The sequence below is a fragment of the Bradyrhizobium sp. KZN70725 genome (genome assembly GCF_055264925.1).
This window is the reverse complement of sequence record NZ_JBUYWT010000028.1, coordinates 78,406-100,750: the sequence shown is the minus strand read 5'-3', so window position 1 is coordinate 100,750 and position 22,345 is coordinate 78,406. Positions and strand designations below refer to the sequence as shown.

Below are 22,345 nucleotides of genomic sequence, written 5' to 3'. Positions count from 1 at the left end.
AGAGCCAGTCACGCTCTCCGGCGACATCTACGCGAGCCACCCAGACATAAGCGCCACTATCAGACTATGATCAAACTATTTTAGCGCCTATGGGCTTTCGCCGGGACGACGCCGTGTTGCGGTTTATGAATGCCGCATGGCCGTTACGGCTGCGGCTCGGCCTTGGCAAAGCGGTCGTCGAGCGCGTAGCCGGCGCCGCGCACAGTGCGGATCGGATCCTGCTCGCGGCCCGGATTGAGCAGCTTGCGCAGGCGGCCGATATGCACGTCGACGGTGCGCTCATCGATGTAGATGTCGCGGCCCCAGACGCTGTCGAGCAATTGCTCGCGGCTGAACACGCGGCCGGGATGCTCGAGGAAGAATTCGAGCAGGCGATACTCGGTCGGCCCGAGATCGATCGGACGGCCCGAGCGCGCCACGCGGCGCTTCTCGCGGTCGAGCTCGATGTCGCCGTAGGTCAGCACGGTCGCAAGCCGCTCCGGGCTGGCGCGGCGCAACAGGCCCTTCACCCGCGCCAGCAGCTCCGGCACCGAGAACGGCTTGACGATGTAATCGTCCGCGCCGGTGGCAAGCCCGCGCACGCGCTCGCTTTCCTCGCCGCGCGCGGTCAGCATGATGATCGGAAGCTGCTTGGTCTCGGGCCGCGCCCGCAGGCGGCGGCACAGTTCGATGCCGGACAGGCCCGGCAGCATCCAGTCCAGCACCACGAGGTCGGGGACGCGCTCCTTCAGCCTTGTATCCGCATCGTCGCCGCGCCCCACCGTCTCGACATCGTAGCCTTCCGCATCGAGATTGTAGCGCAACAGCGTCGTCAGCGCTTCCTCGTCTTCGACTACCAGAATGCGTGCGCTCATCGGTTTAAGTTCTTTCTCTGTGGTGATCCGTTGCCCAGACGCAAACCGAAACGCTTACTTCCTTGAGCATAGTCCCCGCGGAAACGATTTGTCGCGAGGATCGTCCAGTTTCGCTCTTGCCGGTTCCGTGCTTGCCGATCATGCCTCAGTTGCCCGGCACCGTGGTGGCAAAAGTGGTCATGTCGCCCTTCGGGCGCTTGTCGGTGATCTGCTGGCCCTCGATCATGTAGAACACGGTCTCGGCGATATTGGTGGCGTGATCGCCGATCCGCTCGATGTTCTTGGCGCAGAACATCAGATGGATGCAGAACGAGATGTTGCGCGGATCTTCCATCATGTAGGTGAGCAGTTCGCGGAACAGCGAGGTGCAGATCGCATCGACCTCCTCGTCGCCCTTCCAGACGTTCATCGCCGCCGGCAGGTCGTGCGCGGCATAGGCGTCGAGCACCGACTTGACCTGCGACAGCACGAGGTCGGTCATGTGCTCGAGGCCGCGGATCAACTTCAGCGGCTGGAAATCGCTCTCCAGCGCCGCGACGCGCTTGCCCATGTTCTTGGCGAGGTCGCCGATCCGCTCGAGATCAGTGGCGACGCGCATCGCGCTGACGATCTCACGCAGGTCGATCGCCATCGGCTGGCGGCGCGCGATCGTCAGCACCGCGCGCTCTTCGATGTTGCGCTGCAGATTGTCGATCTCGATGTCGGCGGCGACCACGCGCTTGCCGAGCGCGACGTCGCGACGGATCAGCGCGTCGACCGACTCGGTGATCATTCGTTCGACCAGGCCGCCCATCTCGGCGACCAGGCGGGTCAACTCCTGCAGGTCGCTGTCGAATGCCTTGGCGGTATGTTCAGAAGCCATCGCTTGTCTCCCTCAACCATGATCCCGGGGATCATGGCTTCGTGTCCTGAATTTTAGCATGACCTGATCGGAAAACCGGTTTCCACTTTTCCGGATCATGCGCCGGTCAACCGAACCGGCCGGTGATGTAGTCCTGGGTGCGCCGATCGCTCGGTGAGGTGAAGATCTTGTTGGTGTCGTCGAACTCGATCAGCTCGCCGAGATACATGAAGGCGGTCTTGTCGGAGACGCGCGCCGCCTGCTGCATGTTGTGGGTGACGATCGCGATCGTGTAGTCCTCGGAGAGTTCCTGGATCAGCTCCTCGACCTTGGCGGTCGAGATCGGGTCGAGCGCCGAGCACGGCTCGTCGAACAGGATCACCTCGGGGCGCACCGCCACGGTGCGTGCGATGCACAGGCGCTGCTGCTGGCCACCGGAGAGCGACAGGCCGGAGGCGTTCAGCTTGTCCTTGACCTCGTTCCACAGCGCGCCGCCGCGCAGCGCCTTCTCGACCCGGTCGTCCATCTCGGACTTCGAGATCTTCTCATAGAGGCGGATGCCGAAGGCGATGTTCTCGTAGATCGTCATCGGGAACGGCGTCGGCTTCTGGAACACCATGCCGACCCGCGCGCGCAGCAAGTTGAGGTCGAGCTTGGGGTCGAGAATGTTGGTCTGGTCCAGCATCAGCTGGCCGACCGCGCGCTGACCCGGATACAGGTCGTACATCCGGTTGAAAATGCGCAGCAGGGTCGACTTGCCGCAGCCGGACGGGCCGATGAACGCCGTGACGCGGTTGGTGCCGAGCGCCAGGTTGATGTTCTTCAGCGCGTGGTGCTCGCCGTAATAGAAGTTGAGGTTGCGCACCGTGACTTTCGGCGGCGCTTCCGGCAGCGGAACCTGGGGAATGTGGCCTGCGGCAGTCGTGGAGACGGAAAGCTCGGTCATTTTGCGGCCCTTTCGGCACCAAGGATACGCGCGCCGATATTCAACGCGAGCACGGTGAATGTGATGAGCAGCGCGCCGCTCCACGCCAGCTCTTTCCAGTAGGCGTAGGGGCTCTGCACGAAGTTGTTGATGGTCACTGGCAGGTTGGCCATCGTCTTGGTCAGATCCAGGCTGAAGAACTGGTTCGACAGCGCGGTGAACAGCAGCGGCGCGGTCTCGCCGGCGACGCGGGCGGTCGCCAGCAGCACACCGGTGATCAGACCCGATCGCGCGGCACGATAAGCGATCCGCTTGATCACCAGCGAACGCGGCAGGCCGAGCGCGGAGGCGGCCTCGCGCAGCGGATTGGGCACCAAGAGCAGCATGTCCTCGGTGGTGCGCAGCACGACCGGGATCACGATCACCGCGAGCGCAAGGCTGCCTGCGATCGCCGAGAAGCCGCGCATCGGCACCACCACCGCACCATAGATGAACAGGCCGATGATGATCGAGGGCGCGCTGAGCAGGATGTCGTTGATGAAGCGGATCACCGAGGTCAGCTTGTCGTGCTTGCCGTATTCGGCGAGGTAGGTGCCGGCGAACAGGCCAAGCGGCGCGCCGATGCCGACGCCGATCACGGTCATGATGACCGAGCCGACGATGGCGTTGAGCAAGCCGCCTTCGGTCGAGCCGGGCGGCGGCGTGTTCTGGGTGAACAGCTGCACGCTGAGGCCGGCAAGGCCGTTATAAAGCAGCGTGATCAGGATCAGCGCCAGCCAGGTAACGCCGAACAGCGCCGCGCCGACACAGAGTGCGCGGATGACGATGTCGCTGCGGCGGCGGGATTTGTAGATCGGGTTCATGGCGTTACTTCCCCGCCTTCTTTTCAAGCCGCATCAGCATCAGCCGCGCGCCGGCGAGCACGAAGAAGGTCAGCACGAACAACAGCAGGCCGAGCAGGATCAGGCCGGACTGGTGCAGGCCGTCGCTCTCGGCGAATTCGCTGGCGATCGCCGCCGAGATCGTGGTGCCCGGCGCGAAGATCGACGACGAGATCCGGAACGAGTTGCCGATGATGAAGGTCACCGCCATGGTCTCGCCGAGGGCGCGGCCGAGCGCCAGCATGATGCCGCCGATCACGCCGACGCGGGTGTAGGGGATCACGACGCTGCGGACGACTTCCCAGGTGGTGCAGCCCATGCCGTAGGCGGCCTCTTTCAGCACCGGCGGCACGGTCTTGAACACGTCGACCGAGATCGCGGTGATGAAGGGCAGCACCATGATCGCAAGGATCAGCGCGGCGTTGAACAGGCTGAGATAGGACGGCGGGCCTGCGAACACCGCGCCCAGCACCGGGACGCCCTCGAAGATCCGGATCATGAAGGGCTGGAACGTGTTGGCCAGGAACGGGCCGAGCACGAAGAAGCCCCACATGCCGTAGATGATCGAGGGGATGCCGGCGAGCAGCTCGATCGCGATGCCGATCGGGCGGCGCAGCATTTGCGGGCAGAGCTCGGTGAGGAACACGGCGATGCCGATGCCGACCGGAATGGCAATCAGCATCGCGATGACCGAGGTGATCAGCGTGCCGTAGATCGGGCCGAGCGCGCCGAGCACCGGTGGATCGGCCGAGGGCGCCCAGCGCTGCGTCCAGAGGAAGGCGAAGCCGTATTCCTTCATCGCCGGCCAGGCGCCGACGATCAGCGACAGGATGATGCCGCCGAGGATCAACAGAACCGAAATCGCCGAGATACGGGTGATCCAATAGAAGGTGAGGTCACCGAGCTTGAAGGCGCTGAGGGCCTTGGCGCGATCGTAAGGTCCCGCGGCTTCCATCACATCGCTCTGAACAGCCATGTCTGCCACGCCAATCCCCTCTTTAGTATGCAAAAGCCACGCAAACCGCTACGCCCCGAAGCGATCTTCACTGACGCATTTGGCCGGGCGTCGTCGTTCCAGCCACGCCCCTTGAGGCGCGAACCCGGCCTCGATCGCGCGCTTGTTGCCGCGGTGATGGAGACCGGGTCTTGGTCGCTCAACCTGGGCCGCGATCGAGTCGGCACAGGCCCTGTCGCAGCGTCGGACTTAGCTCTTGATGTCCGACGACCAGGTCTTCTCGATCAGCTTGACGACCGAGTCCGGCATCGGGATGTAGTCGAGCTCTTCGGCCGCCTTGTCGCCCTTCTCGAAGGCGTACTTGAAGAACTTGAGCGCTTCCTGCGAGGCCGCCTTGTCGGTCGAGTCCTTGTGCATCAGGATGAAGGTCGCCGCGGTGATCGGCCAGGAGGCCTCGCCCGGCTGGTCGGTCAGGATCACGTAGTAGCCGGGAGCCTTGGCCCAGTCGGCATTCGAAGCGGCAGCCTGGAAGGCAGCCATGGTCGGCTGCACGGTCTTGCCGGCCTTGTTGACCAGCCCGGTGTAGGTCAGCTTGTTCTGCTTGGCGTAGGCATACTCGACATAGCCGATAGCGTTCTTGGTCTGGCTGATGTTGCCGGCAACGCCTTCGTTGCCCTTGGCGCCGACGCCGACCGGCCACTCGACCGCGGTGCCGGAACCGACCTTGGACTTCCAGTCGGCGTTCGACTTGGAGAGATAGTCGGTGAAGTTGAAGGTGGTGCCCGAACCGTCCGAACGGCGCACGACGGTGATGGCATCGCCCGGCAGGGTCAGCTTCGGATTGAGTTTGGCGATCGCCGCGTCATTCCACTTGGTGATCTTGCCGAGATAGATGTCGCCGAGCACTTCGCCCGACAGGATCAGGTCACCCGGCTTGATGCCTTCGAGGTTCACGACCGGGACGATCGCACCCATCACCATCGGCCACTGCACGAGGCCGTCCTTCTCGAGTTGCTCGTGCTTGAGCGGCGCGTCGGTGGCGCCGAAGGTCACGGTCTTGGCCTGGATCTGCTTGATGCCGGCGCCGGAGCCGATCGACTGGTAGTTCAGACCGTTGCCGGTCTCCTTCTTGTAGGCGTCAGCCCACTTCGAATAGATCGGGAACGGAAACGTCGCGCCCGCGCCGGTAATATCGGCAGCGAAGGCCGACGTCGAAGCGGCGATCACGCCGGCTGCGACGATTGCTTTGATGAAATTCATGGGTGCTCTCCATCCAGTGAGCGAAGCGCCGAATGCGCCCGATCGCGCTCACGCCGGTCCATCTAGGAGCGGTCGGTGCTGCTTTTACGAAGGTTGGATGACAGTTGGATGACAGTACTAAGCTTCTGAAAACGCTTAGCTCTGAGTTGGCAACGGGGTCTTCGGCCGGGGAAAACAGGCGGTAAAAGTGGCCCCGTTCTTCGGCACGCTCTCGATCAAAAGACGCCCGCGATGACGGTTAAGAATATGTTTCACCAACGATAATCCGAGGCCCGTTCCGCCCTGGTTGCGGCTGTCGCCGACGTCGACCCGGTAGAAGCGCTCGGTCAGCCGCGGCAGGTGCTCGGGGGCGATGCCGGGGCCGAAATCCCGTACCATGACACGGATTTCGGGGGCCCCTTCGCCCGATGCACCCGAAACGGCCTGATTCAGCGACACTATGACGCGCCCCCCGGAGGCGCCGTATTTGAGGGCATTCTCGATCAGGTTCTCGAACAGGCGGAGCAGTTCCTCGCGGTCGCCGGCGATCATGACCGGAGCCTGAGGCAGGTCGACCTCGATCTCGACCTGGCGCTCGCTGGCCAGTGCCTCGAGCCCGTCGGCGACCTGGCGGATGATCGGCACGATGTCGATCGAGGCCTCGGGCCGCACATGGGCCGACAACTCGACCCGCGACAGCGACAGCAAATCGTCGATCAGCCGCGCCATGCGGGTCGCCTGGGTGTGCATGATGCCGAGGAAGCGCTCGCGCGCCCGCGCGTCCTCGCGCGCCGGCCCCTGCAGCGTGTCGATGAAGCCGGACAAGGCGGCGAGCGGCGTGCGCAGCTCGTGGCTGGCATTGGCGACGAAGTCGGCTCGCATCTCCTCGACCCGGCGCAGCGGCGTCAGGTCGTGGAAGGTCATCAGCATGCACTTCTCGGTGCCGCCGAACTGGGTCGGCACCGGCACCGGCGTGATCACCAGTTCCATCCAGCGATCGACCGGAACGTGGTCGGTGTAGGTGGCGCGGCGTGGCTCGGTGGTCGCGATCGCCTCGCGCAGCGCGGTGATGATCTCCGGCGAGCGCAGGGCAAATTGCGCCAGTTCGTTCTTGCGCAGCGCAGGCGCGAGCTGCGCCGCTGCGGCGTTGAGATGGATGACGCGGCCGGCGCGATCGAGCAATACGGCCGGATCCGGCATGCCGGCGACGACCGCGCTGACGGCGGCGGCCTCGACCGGATTGACGCCGCGGACATCCTCGCGCGAGGTTCCGGCATCATGCAGCCGCCACGGCACCAGCGCCGCGGCCGCGATGCAGACGAACACGGCGCAGGCGCGCACCAGCGACAATTCGCCGAGCGCGACCACCACGCTCAAGGCCAGCGCTGCGGCAAGCAGGATCAGCGCGGAGTGGCGCAACCGGTCGGGCCAGGGCGAGAAGATGGAGGAATGCGAATCGTCAATTGCCATCGCGGCGGCTTTCATCCCGTCGGTTCATGTCTCGCCCAGGCGCGGTCATAGCGACCTTCCCTCGGGAGGCATCGGGCCGCTTCATCAGACCCCGGAGTCACCGCGCTTGCGAACCAGAACCGCCTCATGGTGCGGCTCGGCGCGGGGACCCGAATCAGCCTGCGGCAGCCGTTTGAGTCGGGCGCCGACAATAACCTCCCGAAACGTCAGCAAGATTACAGATATGACGAACGGCGCAATATAGTAGAGCAGCCGGAACAGCAGCATACCGCCGAGCAGGTCCTCGCGGTCCATCTGCCAGAGGCCGACCAGCATAGCGGCGTCGAACACCCCGAGGCCGCCGGGGGAGTGGCTGGCGAAGCCGAGCAGGGTCGCCGACACGAAGATGACGGCGACCACGACGAAGCCGAGATTTGGCTCGTCCGGCACCAGCACGTACATCGCCAGCGCGCAGAAGCCGAGGTCGAGGATGCCGATTGCGATCTGCAGCAGCGTCAGCGGGCCACCCGGCAGGGTCACCGTCCAGGGGCCGCGGCCGACCACCCGCGGCTGGGTCCAGACCCAGACCACATAGGCGACCAGCGCGGTGATGATCGCGAATGCCAGCGCCCGGTTGAGCCAGGGCGGCAGCTGGTCGATGTTGGCGGCGGCCTCGGGGTGGTAGGCGATGCCGAGCCCGAGCACCGCGGCATTGCCGAGCCAGAAGGTGAGCCCGGCGAGAAAGCAGATCTTGGCGACGTCGATCGCGTTCAACCCCCACGCCGAATAGATCCGGTAGCGCACCGCGCCGCCGGTGAAGACGCTGGCGCCGACATTGTGGCCGATCGAATAGGAGGTGAAGGCCGCGAGCGCGTTGATGCGATAGGGCACATGGGCGTGGCCGATCGCGCGCACCGCGAACAGATCGTAGAAGGTCAACGTGAAGTAGCCCGCCGCGACGAACAGTCCCGCCAGGGCAATCTGCCGCGGCTCGGTGCTCTTGATGGCCTCGAGCACCTCGTTGGTGTCGATGCCGCGCAGCATGTGATAAAGGACGTAGCAGGCGATGCCGATGACGGCGATGCTGATGACAACACCCAGCCGATGCAGGATTTGCTTCTGGCGCAGAAACGCCATCGCCCTGCGTATTGCTTCCAGCATCTAGACCTCGAATTGCGATCCCGCGACGACGGCTCCCGGGCGATCTCCGCCGGCGCTTCGCTGTGCCCTGGCCCGTGTAGCGCGTTTTAAACCGGAGTGGAATTCGTCAAAAGACAATAAAACGCGCATCTTCAAGATATTACGGATGATTCATGACAGCGGGTGCACAAATATGCGCGTTTCCCGCCGCCTTCGACAAGACTTGACATGCGCGTGCGGCAGTTAGCCCGCCGAACGGTCTGCAAGGCCATCCGGAAAACTACGGTGAAGTACCGGCACGGCCGAATAGAGAATGATCTTCCGGTACCCGCCGGGAGGCGCTCCGCCGATCATCAATCCCGCGCGGCCGTGACCGCGGCGACGATCTCGGCGGCATCGGGAAAATGTCCCTTCGTGCGCCTGGCGACAACCTCGTCGCCGAGCTTGACCTGGAAGATGCCGCCCTTGCCGGGGATCAGCGTCGCATCGACGCCGAGGCGCTCGCGCAACAGCGCCGCGGCCTCTTTGGCACGCTTCTCATAGCCGCACGGCCGGCAATAGGTGATCGAGACATCCCTCATGTCACGCGCTCCGTGCCCCTCATGCGGCGTGGCGCTGCGCGGAGGCAGCCTCGACGCCGGCGATCCAGCCGGCCACAGAACGGCCGATCGCCTCCGGATGATCCTCCTGCAGATAGTGCGCGCCCGCGCCGAGTTGAATGACCGCGCAATGCTTGAGCGTCTTGGCGAATTCGGCGGCAAAGGCTGGTGACACCAGTGCCCCGGGCGTCGCCGCGAACAGCAGCTTCGGATAGGTCGATGCCACGAGCGCCGCATGCGCCACCGTGAGCGCCTCAGTGACATCGGCCGGCTCGCCCGCGATCGGCAGCTCGCGCGGCAGCATCAGGGTCGGCTTGCGGCTCTCGCGCGTCGCAAACGGCGCGCGGTAGGCGGCCATCTCCTCCTCGCCGAGCGTGCGCAGGATCGAGCCGGGCAGCACGCGTTCGACGAACGCATTGTTGTCGAGGATCATCGCTTCGCCCTCGCCCGGCGTGCGGAATTTCCGGAACGTCTCCCGCGCGGCGTCGTGCTGGTGGAAGTCCGACCAATCGCGCATCGGGCGGATGAACTCAATGAAGGCGAGCCCGCGCACCAGTTGCGGACGGCGTACCGCGAGGTGGAAGGCGAGCGCCGTGCCCCAATCCTGGGCGACGAGATAGGCCGAGGCAATGCCCAGCTCGTCGATCAGCGCATCGAGATAGTCCGCCTGGTCGAAGAAGCGATAGCCGATGTCGGGTTTGCCGGACTGGCCGTAGCCGATCAGGTCGGGCGCGATGCAGTGCCCGACGGGGGCGACCAGCGGCATGATGTTGCGCCAGATGTAGGACGACGTCGGATTGCCGTGCAGGAACAGCACGTGCGGCGCGTCGCTACGGCCGGTCTCGCGATAGGCCATCGTAGACCCAAGCACGGCGCGATGATGCAGGCTGATATCGGGGGATCTGGTCATGGCAACTCCTTGAACACGGTTTGGAATGCGATCGTCTTGAAACGCGTCAGCGCCGCTTCGCTGCGTTCGACCTTCATGCGCAGCATCGCGCCCTGCCAGGATGCGAGCAGGAAATCGGCCAGCTGATCGGGATCGAAGTCGGAGGCGATCTCGCCGGTGGCCTGAGCCTCGGCGATGCAGGCCGCAAACGGCGCGCGCCATTCCCGGAAGATGTCGTCGAGCTGCTCGCGCAGCATCTCGCTCGAGCCCGATGCCTCGAGGCTGAAGTCGCCGATCAGGCAGCCGCGGGTGAAACCGTCACGCGCGAGCTTGCCGGTGATCAGATCGAGATAGCTTCTCAGCCTTTCGCGCGGCGTCAGCGTCAGGTCGCCCAGCGCCTCGGCGACGAGGCCGCGGACATAGAGGAAGTAGCGGTCCAGCACCTCTGACGCGAACAGCTCCTTCGAGCGGAAATGGTTGGTGAAGGAGCCCTGCGGCGCGCCGGCTGCGGCAGTGACGTCGCGCACGCTGGTGCCGTGATAGCCGGTCCGGAACATTTCCGTCAGGCCGGCGTCGAGGATGGCATCGCGGAGAGAGGGTTTTGGCATGGACAGGATTTAATACGTACGTACGTATTGATGTCAAGCGCTAAAACGAATGCAGTTCGCCCTGCGCTTGGCGACGCCGCTCAGGCCTGTCGGATCAGGGGATTGAGGTCAGCTCGCGGGCTTGCTGCGCGAAACCACCCAGTCGCGCAGCCAGGAGCCGATCGCGCAGCCGACGAGATAGAGCGCGAACATGACCAGGAAGAGATCGAGCCAGTAGCCGAACCGGCCGGGCACGATTCGCGCGAACGACGCCGCCACCAGCGCGGCGGCGAGCAGCGCCAGCCAGCGCATCCAGACCTTCGAGACCCCCCGCGCCCGATGCACCACCGCGATCCAGCCCATGCAAAAGCCGAGCAGCGCCGCGCCGAGCAGCCAACCCCAGAAGAATGTCGCGAGCACGGTCATCGCTACTTCACCACGAATTCGATGCGGCGGTTCTGCGCCTTGCCGTCTTCACTCTCGTTGCCGGCCAGCGGCTGCGTGCTGCCATAGCCGATCGGCGTGAAGCGGCTGGCAGGCAGCCCGGCGCGCACGAGGTAATCCACCACGGCCTGCGCGCGGCGTTCCGACAGTGCCTGGTTGGCGGCCTCCTCGCCGTCGCTGTCGGTATGGCCGGCGATCTCGATCGTCGCATTGGGGCAGCGCAACGCGGTCTCGATCAGGCGGTCGAGCAGGCCGGCGGAATCCGGCACGATGTCGGCCTTGCCGGACTCGAAGCGGATCTTGCCCTTCGAGAGAATTTCGGAAAACAGCTGCTGGCACACCGTGGGATCGACCGGGGCAGCCGCCGGCTTGACCGTGACCTCGGCCTTGTACTGCCAGCCCTGCGGAAAATCCTTGCCGAGCCCGTCGCGGATCTGGCCGGCGGCAGCATCGTAGAGCGCATCGCCCGACAGCTTCACCTCGCGGTCCGATACCACCAGCGTTCCGGTCGATAGCCGCGACAGCGCGCCGAGCGCGGGCACCACCGCGGCCGCGAAACCCGACGGCGCGCCGATGCTGGCCTTGAGATTGTCGACCACCTTCTCGCTGAAGAACTTGCGGCCGGCGGCGGCGACCAGCGCGGCATGCACGTTGTTGTCGGGCACGTAGCCGGTCAGCGTCAGCGTCACCGAAACCGGGTCCTTGTAGGCCTGGAACACGTAAGGCGGCGCCTTGATGTCGTTGGCGGCGATCGAATAGCCTTCCGGCAGGTTCTTCAGCGCCGCGGCGACCGCTTCGCGTCCGCCGAGCTCGCGCGCCATGCCGGCGAGATTGACCTTGTTGTCGGTCAGCGTGATCTTGCCTTCCTTCAGCTTGCCGATCTGGTCGAGCAACAGCAGCGCCGCCGCGTCGAACCGCAGCGGCGCGCCGCGGGCGAGCACCATCTGATCCACCACCTCAACGCCGCCGAGACCGGCCTTCGCGGCTTCGGTCAACTTGCCCTTGCTCGACGGCAGCGGCGCATTGCCGCCGAGCGTGACCCGCACGACGTCGCGTTCGGCGGACCAGACAAAGGGCTTGGCTTCGGGAACAAGGCGGGTCTCGTCGTTGACCAGCCGCACGCCGGGCACGGCTTCGACCGACGCCACCGCGCTGAGGCGGCCGTCTTCGGAGAAGGCGTTGGCCGCGAACGTAACGTCGCGGCCGTCGACGCTGATGCGGCGCTTGTCGAGGACTGTGTCCTTCAGTGCGGCATTGGAGCGCGCGGCAAGGTCCGCTTCGACCGTTGTGGTGCTCGTCCAGGCCGCGATACCCCAAAGCACGACCAGTGGAATCACCCCCGGCCACCACTTGCTACTCCACTTGAAAAGTCCGTGCATTCAGCGTCCTGCGGGGTCGGGAACCAGAGAGAAAACAAACCCTTGGCTGACTGTCAAACCCCAAATGACGCGCCATGGCGGGGGCGCCATGTCGGACCGGGATAACAGTTTCTTCAGTGGTCTTTCGCTAAGTTTGCCGCGGAATGCAAATCGGCCGGCCCGCGCCCTCATGAAACAACTCCGCAACACCGTGATCCGTGCCGGGATGGAGGCGTTGTATTTCTCGGGTGCGCATATCCTGCTGCGGCCGATCTTCGCCGGCGTCGGCGCCATCTTCATGCTGCACCACGTCCGTCCGCGGCGCGGCGACGCGTTCCAGCCGAACCATCATCTCGAGGTCACGCCGGACTTCCTGCGCGCGATGCTGACACATCTGCGCGCGCTCGACGTCGACGTGATCAGCATCGACGAGGCGCATCGCCGTCTCGCCGAACGGAATTTCGCACGGCGCTTCGCCTGCTTTACCTTCGATGACGGCTATCGCGACAACCGCGATTTCGCGCTGCCCGTGATGCGCGAGTTCGGCGCCCCGTTCACGGTCTATGTCGCGAGCGATTTCGCCGAGGGCTGCGGCAGATTGTGGTGGATCGCACTGGAGCGGGTGATCGCGGCGGCGTCCGCGATCGAGGTGCCGATCGACGGCACCATGACGCGGATCGACACCGCGACAGCGCAGGCCAAGCGGACTGCCTTCGGCCGCATCCACGACTGGCTGCGTTCACTGCCCGGCGAGCAGGCGATGCAGGCCGAGATATCCGCGCTGTGCGCCCGTCACGGGGTCGACGAGACCGGCATCGTGCGCGAGCTCTGCATGTCCTGGGACGAGTTGCGCGGCTTCGCCGAGGATCCGCTGGTGACGATCGGCGCGCACACCATCACCCATTGCAATCTCGCCAAGCAGAGCGAGACCATCGCATCGTTCGAGCTCGCGACCAGCCGGGCGCGGATCGAGGATGCGCTGCAGCGGCCGGCATTGCATCTCGCCTATCCCTATGGCGACCGGATCGCCGCCGGGCAGCGTGAATTCGCCCTCGCCCGGTCGATCGGCTTTCGGACCGCGGTGACGACGCGGCCGGGCATGCTGTTTCCCGAAAGCGCCGACCATCTGACCGCCTTGCAGCGGGTCTCGCTGAACGGCAATTACCAGGACGCGCGCCTGCTGCCGGTGCTGACATCAGGCGCCGCTACAGCGGTGTGGAACGGCTTTCGCCGCATCGACGCGGCGTAAGCTACTCTTCGTAGCCCGGATGCAGCGAAGCGTAATCCGGGGCCGTCGCATCCGCGGATAGCATTTTCCCGGATTTCGCTTCACTGCATCCGGGCTACCGATCCCTTCCCTCTCCTTGACTCGCTCCCCGGGCGCGCCCAGAACCACTGGCAACGCAAAGGAGGAGCGCATGTTCAAGGATCTGTTCTCGCTGAAAGGCCGCGTCGCATTGGTGACCGGGGGATCGCGCGGCATCGGCAAGATGATCGCGGCCGGCTTCCTCGCGCAGGGTGCCGCCAGGGTCTACATCACCGCGCGCAAGGCAGGTCCCTGCGAGGCGACCGCCCAGGAGCTGTCCGCCGCCTATGACGGCGAATGCATCGCGCTGCCGATCGACATCTCGACCGTCGAGGGCTGCGAGAAGCTCGCGGGCGAGATCATCAAGCGCGAGCCGAAGCTCGACATCCTCGTCAACAATGCCGGCGCGGCCTGGGGCGCGGATTTCGACGAATTTCCGGAGAGCGGCTGGGACAAGGTGATGAACCTCAACGTCAAGTCGATCTTCTTCCTGACCAAGGCGCTGGCCAAGCCGCTGCGTGCGGCGGCGACGCACGACAGGCCGGGCAAGGTGATCAACATTGCCTCGATCGACGGCATCTTCGTCAACCCGATGGAGACCTATTCCTATGCCGCCAGCAAGGCTGCGGTGATCCATCTGACGCGCCGCATGGCGACACGCCTGATCAAGGACAACATCAACGTCACCGCGATCGCACCGGGCGCCTTCAAGTCGGACATGAACCGCGCCGCGCGCGACCACGCCGACGAAGTCGCCAAGCGCGTGCCGGCGAAGCGCGTCGGTACCGACGAGGACATGGCGGGCACCGCGATCTACCTCGCCTCGCGCGCCGGCGACTATGTCGTGGGCAACACCATCGCGGTCGATGGCGGCGTGGTCTACGCGACCGCGGGGCTGGAGATCGCGGGCTAAGCAGCCGCGCGACCGACCTACGGCAACGGCTCCGCCGAAGGGCGGGGCCGTTTTCGTCGCTGGCTCACCTGCTTCCATAGGGCTGTGGGCGCTTGTCATTCAAATGCATTACATTGGATGCGAGTGAAGGAGATCGCTATGGCTTCGAATGCCCTGGTCCAAACCCGCATCGATGCGGACGTAAAGGAAAAGGCCACCGAGGTTCTGGAGAACATGGGTCTCACGGTATCCGGCGCCGTGCGGATTCTGCTGACACGCACGGCCAATGAAGGAATGCTTGGAACTCGTGAGCAACAGCCAGGCTTACGACAGCTGGTTTCGCGAGAAGGTGCACCAGGCGTTGGCGGATGCCCGGCCCGGTCTCGATGATTCCGAGGTCGAAGCGCATTTCGCGCAACGCCGCGCCGCCGCGCTTCGAAAAGCGACAAGGCGTAAGCGGTGAAACTCGTCTGGTCGCGCTTCGCGTTATCCGATCGCGACGACATTTTCAGCTACATCGAGGCCGAGAATCCTCGCGCGGCGGTCCATGTTGACGAACAGATTGCCGATGCTGCGCGGCGCCTGCTCGACTTTCCTATGGCCGGCCCGGGCGTGTTGCCGGCACGCGCGAGTTGGTCATCCCGCGCACACCTTATGTCACGGCGTACCTTGTTGACGGTGAGACTGTTCGCATCTTGCGCGTGCTTCACGGTGCGCAGATGTGGCCCGACGAACTTACAAATGACGATTGAGGCCGCGCCTCCGTACCGGCATCTGACCAAAAAGAAAGGGACGAGCCCCGGGACCTTTTCGGCTCGCCCCTTCCTGTTCTCTCCCTGCGGAAAGAAACTGTTAGGTCACGATGCGATTTTCGCATCATGACCTATCCGTTGTTTGAGCATGATCTCTTCGGAAAACCGCTTCACACTTTTCCGGATCATGCTCGCGCCGATCAGCTCTCGATCCTCACATACTCGAAGTCGCCCGGCTTGTTGTCGATGCCGACCTTGGGCGGCGAGATCCAGGAGGCGAACTGGCCGGGTTCGGTCACCGGTTTCATCAGCGAGGCGATGAAGTCGCCGTCCGCGGTCGACGGCAGCCAGTCGTTCTTGCGCTTGGCCCAGGTGGCGTCGTCGATCAAGAGGCCATCGGGCGTCGCATGGACGTCCTTGAACTCGCCGATCTGGCGGTGGAAGGCGGTGTTCGGCACCGCGAGCTTGTAGTCGATGCCCGATGTCGAGATCACCTTGTTCCAGCGCAGCATGCCCTTGACGCAATCCTGCGTGTAGTCGTCGCGCAGCCGCATGTTGAGCGCGGTCAGCGCCGGCTCGTCGACCATCTTGATCTGGCCGTCCACCATCTTCATGACCGGATAGGTCGAGCTCTTGAGCTGGTGGTCGTCGTCGATCGTGGTCTCCTTGTAGCGGCCTTTGATGCCGGCGTTGAAGGCATTGGCCGCGTTGGTCGACACTTCCGAGCCGAACAGGTCGAGCGACAGCGAATAGTGCAGGTTCAGCTTCTTCTGGATGGTCGGCAGGTCGATCACGCCAAGCGCGCGGATCTTGGCGATGTCGTTCGGATCGGTGATGCCGGCTTCCTTCATCGCATCGCAGGTGCGCTGCACAACGCGGGTGATGCCGGTCTCGCCGACGAACATGTGGTGGGCTTCTTCTGTCAGCATGAAGCGGCAGGTGCGCGACAGCGGATCGAAGCCCGACTGCGCCAGCGAGTGCAGCTGCATCTTGCCGTCGCGGTCGGTGAAGTAGGTGAACATGAAGAACGACAGCCAGTCCGGCGTCGCCTCGTTGAAGGCCCCTAACATGCGCGGGCTATCCGCGTCGCCCGAGCGGCGGCGCAACAAATCATCCGCCTCCTCGCGGCCGTCGCGGCCGAAATACTTCTGCAAGAGGTAGACCATCGCCCAGAGATGGCGGCCTTCCTCGACATTGACCTGGAACAGGTTGCGCATGTCGTAGAGCGAGGGCGCGGTCTTGCCGAGATGGCGCTGCTGCTCGACCGAGGCCGGCTCGGTGTCGCCCTGGATCACGATCAGGCGGCGCAGCATGGCGCGGTGCTCACCGGGGACTTCCTGCCAGGCCGGCTTGCCATAGTCCTCGCCGAACGGAATGACGCGGTTCTCTTCCTGCGGCGCGAGCAGGATGCCCCAGCGATATTCGGGCATCCGCACGTAGTCGAACTTGGCCCAGCCGCGCGGATCGACCGAATAGGCGGTGCGCAGATAGACCAGCGATTCCTGGAAGCCGTCCGGCCCCATGTCGCTCCACCAGTCCATGTAGCCGGGGTGCCAGCCTTCCAGCGCCTTGAGCACCTGGCGGTCCTCGGCGAGATTCACATTGTTCGGAATCTTGGTCGAGTAATCGACGTTCATGATGTTCATGGCCGTGCTCCCTTAAACTCGCGTCATGTCGAATTGCGCCTTCTGGCCGGTGCCGTAGCGGCGCAGTGCGCCGTCCTCACCGACCGCGTTCGGCCGCTGGAATATCCAGTTCTGCCACGCCGTGAGGCGGGAGAAGATCTTCGATTCCATGGTCTCCGGGCCGACGAAGCGCAGATTGGCTTCCATGCCGGTGAGACCGTCGGGCGAGAACGAGGTGCGCTCCTCGAAGAACACGCGGACCTCGTCGTCCCAGTCGATGTCGTCGAGCGCGAAGGTGACGAGACCGAGCTCCTCGGCCTCCTCCGCGTCGAGCGCCTTGCCGATCGAGCCTTGCGCGCGCTCCAGATCCGACGGATCGGCCTGGAAGCGCGATTGCAGCCGGGTCAGGCCGTGGCTCATCGGATAGGGCCCGAAATTCATCGCCGTCAGCTCGATCGCCGGCGGCGGACGGTTGTCGCCCTGCTTCTGGCCGATCAGCATGTACGAGCGGTCGGCGGCGAACACGAGCTCGGCCAGCGTGCCGACGAAGCAGGAGCCGGGCTCGACCAGCGTCACCAGCGTGCGCGAGGTGACGTCGATGCGCTTGAGCACGCGCTTCCAGTAATGCCTGACCTCGTTGACCAGCCAGTGCGCCTTGTTGGCCTCCAGGAACGCATCATAGGACACGACATTGGCGCGGTCGCCATGGCTCTTGAACACCAGCATCGCGATCTCGAGCTCGTTGATGCGCAGATGCAGGATCGCGTCATCGAGCTCGCGGGCGACCTGCAGCGGCCAGAACGCAGCGCCCTGCGCGATCATGCCGTCGATGTCGGCGGGCGCCGTGGTTTCCGGCGCCTTGATCGAGATGGTGGCGATGCGCGCCGCGCGATCGATGTCGACGCTGACGAAGCCATAGCGGATGGCGCTGTCGTCGATGGTGCGCGTCAGCGGCGCCAATGCGATGCCCTTGCCGGCGCCGTTGCGCTTCGACTTCGCGGCGAATTCCTTGACGCGCTCGGCCAGCTTGCCCTCGAGCTTGGAGTTCGGCGCGATCTCGTCGACCAGGCGCCAGGAAACGGCGCGCTTGCCCTTGATGCCTTCCTCGATGGTGCAGAAGAAATCGGCATGGTCGCGGCGCACCTTGCGCTTGTCGACGACGCGCGTGAGCCCGCCGGTGCCCGGCAGCACCGCGAGCAGCGGCACTTCCGGCAGCGCGACGGCGGCAGCGCCGTCGTCGGCCATCATGATGTGGTCGGTCGCGAGCGCCAGTTCATAGCCGCCGCCGGCCGCGGTACCGTTGACGACGGTGATGAAGCTCTGCCCGGAATTCTCGCTGGAGTCTTCCAGGCCGTTGCGGGTCTCGTTGGTGAATTTGCAGAAGTTGACCTTGTGGGCATGGGTCGAGCCCGCCAGCATGCGGATGTTGGCGCCGGCGCAGAACACCCGGTTCTTGCCCGAGCGCATCAGCACCACCTTGACCTCGGGATGCTCGAAGCGCAGCCGCTGCACGGCGTCGGCAAGCTCGATGTCGACGCCGAGGTCATAGGAATTGAGCTTGAGCTGGTAGCCTTCGAACAGGCCGGCGTTCTCGTCGACGTCCATGGTCAGCGTCGCGACGTCGCCCGCAGCGTCGAGCTTCCAGTGCCGGTAGCGCGACGGGTCGGTCTGGAAGTCGATGTACTTCGCCCCGCCTGCAAGGACGCGCTCGTCACCAGCCATGGGCCACCCTTATCTGTTGTCTTGCTGTTGTTCGTTTGAAGGTTCGTCGTCGAGGTCTTCATGCACAATAATGCATGTTTTTGATCTGGTCTAGTTCAAAACGCAAAAACATGCATTTTGTTTCATGTTCGCGAAATTCACACGCTCGGCCAATGACCTGGCATCGGCACCAAAGGTCAGGCCGCCAGTGCCGGGTCGTCGCGCAGCGCCGCTTTGGCGAATTCGGCGACCGCCTCGAGCGTCACCGCGGGCGCCTCGCGATGCGGCGAATGGCCGGCACCGGCGATGGCCGTGACATCGACCGGGCAGTAGCACTCCTCCTGGGCGATCTCGACCTGGCGCATGGTGCCGTACTGGTCGGCCGCGCCCTGCACGATCAGCACCGGCACGCGGATATAGGCGAGATAGTCGGAGATATCCCAGTCGCGGAATGCCGGATCGAGCCAGGCGCCGTTCCAGCCATAAAAGGCGTTGTCGACATCCTTGTGCCAGCGCGCCAGCTTCTCCTTCAGATTGGTGGTCTCGTATGCGGTCTTGATCTCGGCGATCGACTTCACCGAAATGTCCTCCACGATGAAGTGCGGCGCCAGCAGCGCCAAGCCGTGCAGGCGATGATCCTGTTGCGCGCCGGCATAGATCGCGGCAATCGACGCGCCGTCGGAATGACCGAGCAGCAAGCCGCGGCGAAAGCCGATCCGATCGAGCAGCTTCGGCAGCACGTCGAGCGCCTCGCGGTGCATGTAGTCGACCGGACGCGGCAGCTTCGCCGGCGACGAGGCGCCATAACCCGCGCGCGAATAGGCGAACACGCCGGCGCCGGTCGCCGCCTGCAGCTTCTCGGGGAAGTCGCCCCACAGCCCGACGCAGCCGAGGCCTTCATGCAGCATCACGATGGTCGGCGCCGCGTCCGGCGAGGGACCGATCATGCGGTATTCGAGCTCGGCGCCGTCGATGCTGAGGAAGCCGGAGGGTTTCAAGTTTGTCATGGTAGGCCTTCCTCATCGTCGTCCCGGCGAAAGCCGGGACCCATAACCACAGGCGTTAGTTGTTGCGCAAAGCTGTTGAACAGCGTCTCTCGAAACGAAGGCCGCGGCGTATGGGTCCCGGCTCCCGTGCGCAATTGCGCACTAGGCCGGGACGACGCGGGGAGCTAGTGCTCGTGTTCCCGCAATTTGAACCGCTGGATCTTTCCGGTCGCCGTCTTCGGCAGATTGTCGACCACATCGATCCAGCGCGGATATTTCCACGGGCCGATCTTCTGCTTGACGTGCTCCTTCAGCGCCTCGTGCAGGCCGGCGGCTGAACTGTCGGGCCGCAGCACCACATAGGCCTTCGGCTTGAGCAGCCCTTCCGGGTCGGCCTCCGGCACGACCGCCGCCTCCAGCACCGCGGGATGGGTGATCAGCGCGCTCTCGACCTCGAACGGTGACACCCAGATGCCGGAGACCTTGAACATGTCGTCGGCGCGGCCGCAGAAAGTGTAACGGCCGTCGGCATCGCGCGTGTATTTGTCGCCGGTGCGGGTCCAGGCGCCCTCGAAGGTGGCGCGGCTCTTGGCCCGTTGATTCCAGTAGCTCTCGCCGGCCGAGGGCGCATCGACCAAGAGTTCGCCGACCTCGCCGTCCGCGACGTCGGCGCCGGCCTCATTGACCAGCCTCACCTTGTAGCCGGGCACCGGACGGCCGGACGAGCCGTATTTGATGTCGCCGGGCGCATTCGACAGGAAGATGTGCAGCAGCTCGGTCGAGCCGACGCCATCGAGGATGTCGACGCCGAACCGCGTCTTCCAGGCATTGCCGACAGATTCCGGCAGCGCCTCGCCGGCCGAGGTGCAAACGCGCAAACGGTTGCCGCCGGACTGCGCCTTGGTCGCCTCGTCGTTCAGCATCGCCGCGAACAGGGTCGGCACGCCGAAGAAGATGCTGGGATGATATTTGTTCATCAGCGCGAACATCACCGCCGGCGTCGGCCGCTCGGAGTTCAACACCGTGGTGGCGCCGACCGACATCGGGAAGGTCAGCGCATTGCCGAGCCCGTAGGCGAAGAACAGCTTTGCCGCCGAGAGGCCGACATCATCCTCGCGGATCCCGAGCACCTGCTTGGCATAGGTCTCCGCGGTCGCCGCGAGATTGGAATGCAGATGGCGCACGCCCTTCGGCATGCCGGTCGAGCCCGACGAATAGAGCCAGAATGCCGGCTCGTCGGCATGGGTCGGCGCGGTGGCGAACACGTCGCTCTCGCGCGCGATCTCATCGGACAGCTTCTTGTGGCCATGCGCATCCTTGCCGGAGACCACGACATGCTCGAGGTCGGGCATCCGCGCGATGATGTCCTTCACGACCGGCAGCAGCGCTTCCGACACGAACAGCACGCGGGCGCGGCAATCACCGAGGATGTAGGCGTATTGCTCCGCGGTCAGCAGCGTGTTGAGCGGCACCGGCACCACGCCGGCGCGGATCGCGCCGAGGAACACGATCGGGAAATCGACCGTGTCCAGCATGATCATGGCGACCCGCTCTTCGCGGCGGACGCCGAGCTGGCGCAGCATGTTGCCGACGCGGCGGGTCTGCTGCTGCAACTGGCCATAGGTGATTTGCGACACCGTATCGTCGAACACGACCTTGTCGCCGCGGCCTTCATCGACGTTGCGGTCGAGCAGCCAGGAGACCGCGTTGTAAGTCATGCTCCGCTCCTCGGACCCGGACGTGCCACGCTTCCCTCTCCTGTGAATTTAAGAATTATAATTCATACAAAGCCACCACGTTGGCTTGCTGTCAATCCTTATCGGCACTATGTTTCCTAGAACCTCGGTCTGATTCAGTCAGGACCGCGCGTCGCACAGGGATCATGACCGCAGCCAACGACCCGGAAACCGACTTCCTTGAACAGCTCGGCCAGCGCGTGCGCACGATGCGCGCCCTGCGCGGCATGTCGCGCAAGGTGCTCGCCAAGGTTTCCGGCATTTCCGAACGCTACATCGCCCAGCTCGAAAGCGGCAAAGGCAATGTCTCGATCGTGCTGCTGCGCCGTGTCGCAGGCGCGATGGGTGCGCATCTCGAGGACCTGATCCCCTCCAGCGAGCCCGTGCCGGACTGGGCCGTGATCCGCGACCTGCTGCGCAAGGCGTCGCCGAACCAGATCGCGCAGGCCAAGGACATGCTCGCCGGCAGCAGCCCGTTGGCGCCGCGGCGCGCCTCGTTCTCCGGCATTGCGCTGATCGGCCTGCGCGGCGCCGGCAAGACCACGCTCGGCCGGATGCTGGCGAAGAAGATCGGCTGGAGCTTTGTCGAGCTCAACAAGGAGATCGAGGCGCAGAACGGCCTCTCGGTCGCCGAGATCATCGCGCTGTACGGCCAGGAAGGCTTCCGCCGCATGGAGCAGGCCGCGCTGACGCAGCTGTTGGCGCGGAAGGAATTGATGGTGCTGGCGACCGGCGGCGGCATCGTCTCCGAGGCGCTGACCTTCGATTTGATCTTGTCGTCGTTCTACACGATCTGGCTGAAGGCCGAGCCGGAGGAGCACATGGCGCGCGTGCGCCGCCAAGGCGATCTGCGCCCGATGGCCGACGACCGCTCGGCGATGGCGGAATTGCGCAACATCCTGGTCAGCCGCGAGCCGCTCTACGCCCGCGCATCGGCGGTGGTCGACACCGCCGGCCTCTCGGTCGACGCCGCCGCCGCGCGGCTGATCGATTCCGTGCGGCCGGTACTGCAGAACGAGGCGCGCTCGTTCGGTCTGCGCAGCGTGGCGCTGTAATCTCACAGCACAAAAAGAAACACTACCCCCGTCATTGCGAGCGAAGCGAAGCAATCCATCTCTCCGCGCGCGTGGATGCATGGATTGCTTCGTCGCTATCGCTCCTCGCAATGACGAAAATCGTCAGCGAA

At 64.7% G+C, this 22,345-nt stretch carries 20 protein-coding genes and 2 pseudogenes; 5 read left to right on the top strand and 17 right to left on the bottom strand.

Going from position 1 to position 22,345, the window contains the following annotated elements; all coding sequences use genetic code 11:
* Nucleotides 1-143: 143 nt before the first annotated feature.
* From phoB to ACZBJS_RS24830, 13 genes are all read right to left on the bottom strand, one after another.
* Nucleotides 144-854: a phosphate regulon transcriptional regulator PhoB gene (phoB, locus tag ACZBJS_RS24890; RefSeq protein WP_016844067.1), complete on the bottom strand. Its 711-nt coding sequence runs from the start codon at nucleotides 852-854 to the stop codon at nucleotides 144-146.
* A gap of 145 nt (nucleotides 855-999) precedes the next feature.
* Nucleotides 1,000-1,716: a phosphate signaling complex protein PhoU gene (gene phoU / locus ACZBJS_RS24885; protein WP_016844066.1), complete on the bottom strand. Its 717-nt coding sequence runs from the start codon at nucleotides 1,714-1,716 to the stop codon at nucleotides 1,000-1,002.
* A gap of 106 nt (nucleotides 1,717-1,822) precedes the next feature.
* On the bottom strand, nucleotides 1,823-2,641 hold the full coding sequence (pstB, locus tag ACZBJS_RS24880; RefSeq protein ID WP_076830980.1) for a phosphate ABC transporter ATP-binding protein PstB: 819 nt from the start codon (nucleotides 2,639-2,641) through the stop codon (nucleotides 1,823-1,825).
* Nucleotides 2,638-3,483, bottom strand: a complete 846-nt coding sequence (gene pstA, locus ACZBJS_RS24875; RefSeq protein WP_050386784.1) for a phosphate ABC transporter permease PstA — start codon at nucleotides 3,481-3,483, stop codon at nucleotides 2,638-2,640. The genes pstB and pstA overlap by 4 nt, the downstream gene beginning before the upstream one ends.
* 4 nt (nucleotides 3,484-3,487) lie before the next feature.
* Entirely contained in the window at nucleotides 3,488-4,477 is a 990-nt protein-coding gene (gene pstC / locus ACZBJS_RS24870) for a phosphate ABC transporter permease subunit PstC (protein ID WP_057019452.1), read from the bottom strand.
* Nucleotides 4,478-4,705: 228 nt separating this feature from the next.
* Nucleotides 4,706-5,716 (bottom strand): phosphate ABC transporter substrate-binding protein PstS, encoded by a 1,011-nt coding sequence (gene pstS / locus ACZBJS_RS24865; protein WP_076830985.1) that lies wholly within the window; start codon nucleotides 5,714-5,716, stop codon nucleotides 4,706-4,708.
* A 135-nt stretch (nucleotides 5,717-5,851) separates the two neighbouring features.
* Nucleotides 5,852-7,165 carry an ATP-binding protein gene (locus ACZBJS_RS24860; protein WP_057019526.1) on the bottom strand — a complete coding sequence of 438 codons (1,314 nt, stop codon included), beginning with the start codon at nucleotides 7,163-7,165 and terminating at the stop codon, nucleotides 5,852-5,854.
* 84 nt (nucleotides 7,166-7,249) lie between these two features.
* The gene (locus ACZBJS_RS24855; protein ID WP_026192163.1) at nucleotides 7,250-8,305 is read right to left on the bottom strand and encodes a putative bifunctional lysylphosphatidylglycerol flippase/synthetase; all 1,056 of its coding nucleotides are present in this window, start codon (nucleotides 8,303-8,305) and stop codon (nucleotides 7,250-7,252) included.
* A 332-nt stretch (nucleotides 8,306-8,637) separates the two neighbouring features.
* The gene (locus ACZBJS_RS24850) at nucleotides 8,638-8,865 is read right to left on the bottom strand and encodes a SelT/SelW/SelH family protein (RefSeq protein WP_253638520.1); all 228 of its coding nucleotides are present in this window, start codon (nucleotides 8,863-8,865) and stop codon (nucleotides 8,638-8,640) included.
* Between the two features lie 19 nt (nucleotides 8,866-8,884).
* Nucleotides 8,885-9,793, bottom strand: a complete 909-nt coding sequence (locus ACZBJS_RS24845; protein ID WP_316396598.1) for a haloalkane dehalogenase — start codon at nucleotides 9,791-9,793, stop codon at nucleotides 8,885-8,887.
* A complete protein-coding gene (locus tag ACZBJS_RS24840; protein WP_316396596.1) occupies nucleotides 9,790-10,380 on the bottom strand; it encodes a TetR/AcrR family transcriptional regulator in 591 nt (196 codons plus the stop codon). The genes ACZBJS_RS24845 and ACZBJS_RS24840 overlap by 4 nt, the downstream gene beginning before the upstream one ends.
* 108 nt (nucleotides 10,381-10,488) lie before the next feature.
* A complete protein-coding gene (locus ACZBJS_RS24835) occupies nucleotides 10,489-10,785 on the bottom strand; it encodes a hypothetical protein (protein WP_057019456.1) in 297 nt (98 codons plus the stop codon).
* A gap of 2 nt (nucleotides 10,786-10,787) precedes the next feature.
* A complete protein-coding gene (locus tag ACZBJS_RS24830; protein ID WP_316396595.1) occupies nucleotides 10,788-12,182 on the bottom strand; it encodes an OmpA family protein in 1,395 nt (464 codons plus the stop codon).
* A gap of 169 nt (nucleotides 12,183-12,351) precedes the next feature.
* On the opposite strand from ACZBJS_RS24830, the gene ACZBJS_RS24825 reads away from it, so the two are divergent.
* The 4 genes and pseudogenes from ACZBJS_RS24825 (at nucleotide 12,352) to ACZBJS_RS24810 (ending at nucleotide 15,111) form a co-directional block, all read left to right on the top strand.
* Nucleotides 12,352-13,410 carry a polysaccharide deacetylase family protein gene (locus ACZBJS_RS24825; RefSeq protein WP_316396594.1) on the top strand — a complete coding sequence of 353 codons (1,059 nt, stop codon included), beginning with the start codon at nucleotides 12,352-12,354 and terminating at the stop codon, nucleotides 13,408-13,410.
* A gap of 169 nt (nucleotides 13,411-13,579) precedes the next feature.
* Entirely contained in the window at nucleotides 13,580-14,380 is an 801-nt protein-coding gene (locus ACZBJS_RS24820) for an SDR family NAD(P)-dependent oxidoreductase (RefSeq protein WP_168858689.1), read from the top strand.
* 138 nt (nucleotides 14,381-14,518) lie between these two features.
* A pseudogene (locus ACZBJS_RS24815) lies at nucleotides 14,519-14,822 on the top strand (type II toxin-antitoxin system RelB/DinJ family antitoxin).
* Nucleotides 14,819-15,111, top strand: a pseudogene (locus ACZBJS_RS24810) (type II toxin-antitoxin system RelE/ParE family toxin). The pseudogenes ACZBJS_RS24815 and ACZBJS_RS24810 overlap by 4 nt, the downstream one beginning before the upstream one ends.
* A 200-nt stretch (nucleotides 15,112-15,311) precedes the next feature.
* On the opposite strand, the gene boxB reads toward ACZBJS_RS24810, so the two are convergent.
* The 4 genes from boxB to ACZBJS_RS24790 all read right to left on the bottom strand — a co-directional run bounded on the left by boxB (nucleotide 15,312) and on the right by ACZBJS_RS24790 (nucleotide 21,141).
* A complete protein-coding gene (boxB, locus tag ACZBJS_RS24805) occupies nucleotides 15,312-16,748 on the bottom strand; it encodes a benzoyl-CoA 2,3-epoxidase subunit BoxB (protein ID WP_316396651.1) in 1,437 nt (478 codons plus the stop codon).
* 21 nt (nucleotides 16,749-16,769) lie between these two features.
* Nucleotides 16,770-18,458, bottom strand: a complete 1,689-nt coding sequence (gene boxC / locus ACZBJS_RS24800) for a 2,3-epoxybenzoyl-CoA dihydrolase (protein WP_316396593.1) — start codon at nucleotides 18,456-18,458, stop codon at nucleotides 16,770-16,772.
* Between the two features lie 176 nt (nucleotides 18,459-18,634).
* Nucleotides 18,635-19,444 (bottom strand): alpha/beta fold hydrolase, encoded by an 810-nt coding sequence (locus tag ACZBJS_RS24795; RefSeq protein WP_316396591.1) that lies wholly within the window; start codon nucleotides 19,442-19,444, stop codon nucleotides 18,635-18,637.
* 164 nt (nucleotides 19,445-19,608) lie between these two features.
* A complete protein-coding gene (locus tag ACZBJS_RS24790; protein WP_316396590.1) occupies nucleotides 19,609-21,141 on the bottom strand; it encodes a benzoate-CoA ligase family protein in 1,533 nt (510 codons plus the stop codon).
* Nucleotides 21,142-21,221: 80 nt separating this feature from the next.
* On the opposite strand from ACZBJS_RS24790, the gene ACZBJS_RS24785 reads away from it, so the two are divergent.
* Nucleotides 21,222-22,214 (top strand): helix-turn-helix transcriptional regulator, encoded by a 993-nt coding sequence (locus ACZBJS_RS24785; RefSeq protein WP_256521265.1) that lies wholly within the window; start codon nucleotides 21,222-21,224, stop codon nucleotides 22,212-22,214.
* Nucleotides 22,215-22,345: the final 131 nt, after the last annotated feature.

Coding starts and splice junctions, on each gene's coding strand:
- ACZBJS_RS24820 (WP_168858689.1), top strand. CDS start 13,580: ATGTTCAAGGATCTGTTCTCGCTGAAAGGCCGCGTCGCATTGGTGACC.
- pstA (WP_050386784.1), bottom strand. CDS start 3,483: ATGAACCCGATCTACAAATCCCGCCGCCGCAGCGACATCGTCATCCGC.
- ACZBJS_RS24845 (WP_316396598.1), bottom strand. CDS start 9,793: ATGACCAGATCCCCCGATATCAGCCTGCATCATCGCGCCGTGCTTGGG.
- phoB (WP_016844067.1), bottom strand. CDS start 854: ATGAGCGCACGCATTCTGGTAGTCGAAGACGAGGAAGCGCTGACGACG.
- ACZBJS_RS24860 (WP_057019526.1), bottom strand. CDS start 7,165: ATGGCAATTGACGATTCGCATTCCTCCATCTTCTCGCCCTGGCCCGAC.
- ACZBJS_RS24855 (WP_026192163.1), bottom strand. CDS start 8,305: ATGCTGGAAGCAATACGCAGGGCGATGGCGTTTCTGCGCCAGAAGCAA.
- ACZBJS_RS24790 (WP_316396590.1), bottom strand. CDS start 21,141: ATGACTTACAACGCGGTCTCCTGGCTGCTCGACCGCAACGTCGATGAA.
- boxC (WP_316396593.1), bottom strand. CDS start 18,458: ATGGCTGGTGACGAGCGCGTCCTTGCAGGCGGGGCGAAGTACATCGAC.
- ACZBJS_RS24795 (WP_316396591.1), bottom strand. CDS start 19,444: ATGACAAACTTGAAACCCTCCGGCTTCCTCAGCATCGACGGCGCCGAG.
- ACZBJS_RS24830 (WP_316396595.1), bottom strand. CDS start 12,182: ATGCACGGACTTTTCAAGTGGAGTAGCAAGTGGTGGCCGGGGGTGATT.
- pstS (WP_076830985.1), bottom strand. CDS start 5,716: ATGAATTTCATCAAAGCAATCGTCGCAGCCGGCGTGATCGCCGCTTCG.
- ACZBJS_RS24835 (WP_057019456.1), bottom strand. CDS start 10,785: ATGACCGTGCTCGCGACATTCTTCTGGGGTTGGCTGCTCGGCGCGGCG.
- boxB (WP_316396651.1), bottom strand. CDS start 16,748: ATGAACGTCGATTACTCGACCAAGATTCCGAACAATGTGAATCTCGCC.
- pstB (WP_076830980.1), bottom strand. CDS start 2,641: ATGACCGAGCTTTCCGTCTCCACGACTGCCGCAGGCCACATTCCCCAG.
- pstC (WP_057019452.1), bottom strand. CDS start 4,477: ATGGCTGTTCAGAGCGATGTGATGGAAGCCGCGGGACCTTACGATCGC.
- ACZBJS_RS24840 (WP_316396596.1), bottom strand. CDS start 10,380: ATGCCAAAACCCTCTCTCCGCGATGCCATCCTCGACGCCGGCCTGACG.
- ACZBJS_RS24850 (WP_253638520.1), bottom strand. CDS start 8,865: ATGAGGGATGTCTCGATCACCTATTGCCGGCCGTGCGGCTATGAGAAG.
- ACZBJS_RS24825 (WP_316396594.1), top strand. CDS start 12,352: ATGAAACAACTCCGCAACACCGTGATCCGTGCCGGGATGGAGGCGTTG.
- phoU (WP_016844066.1), bottom strand. CDS start 1,716: ATGGCTTCTGAACATACCGCCAAGGCATTCGACAGCGACCTGCAGGAG.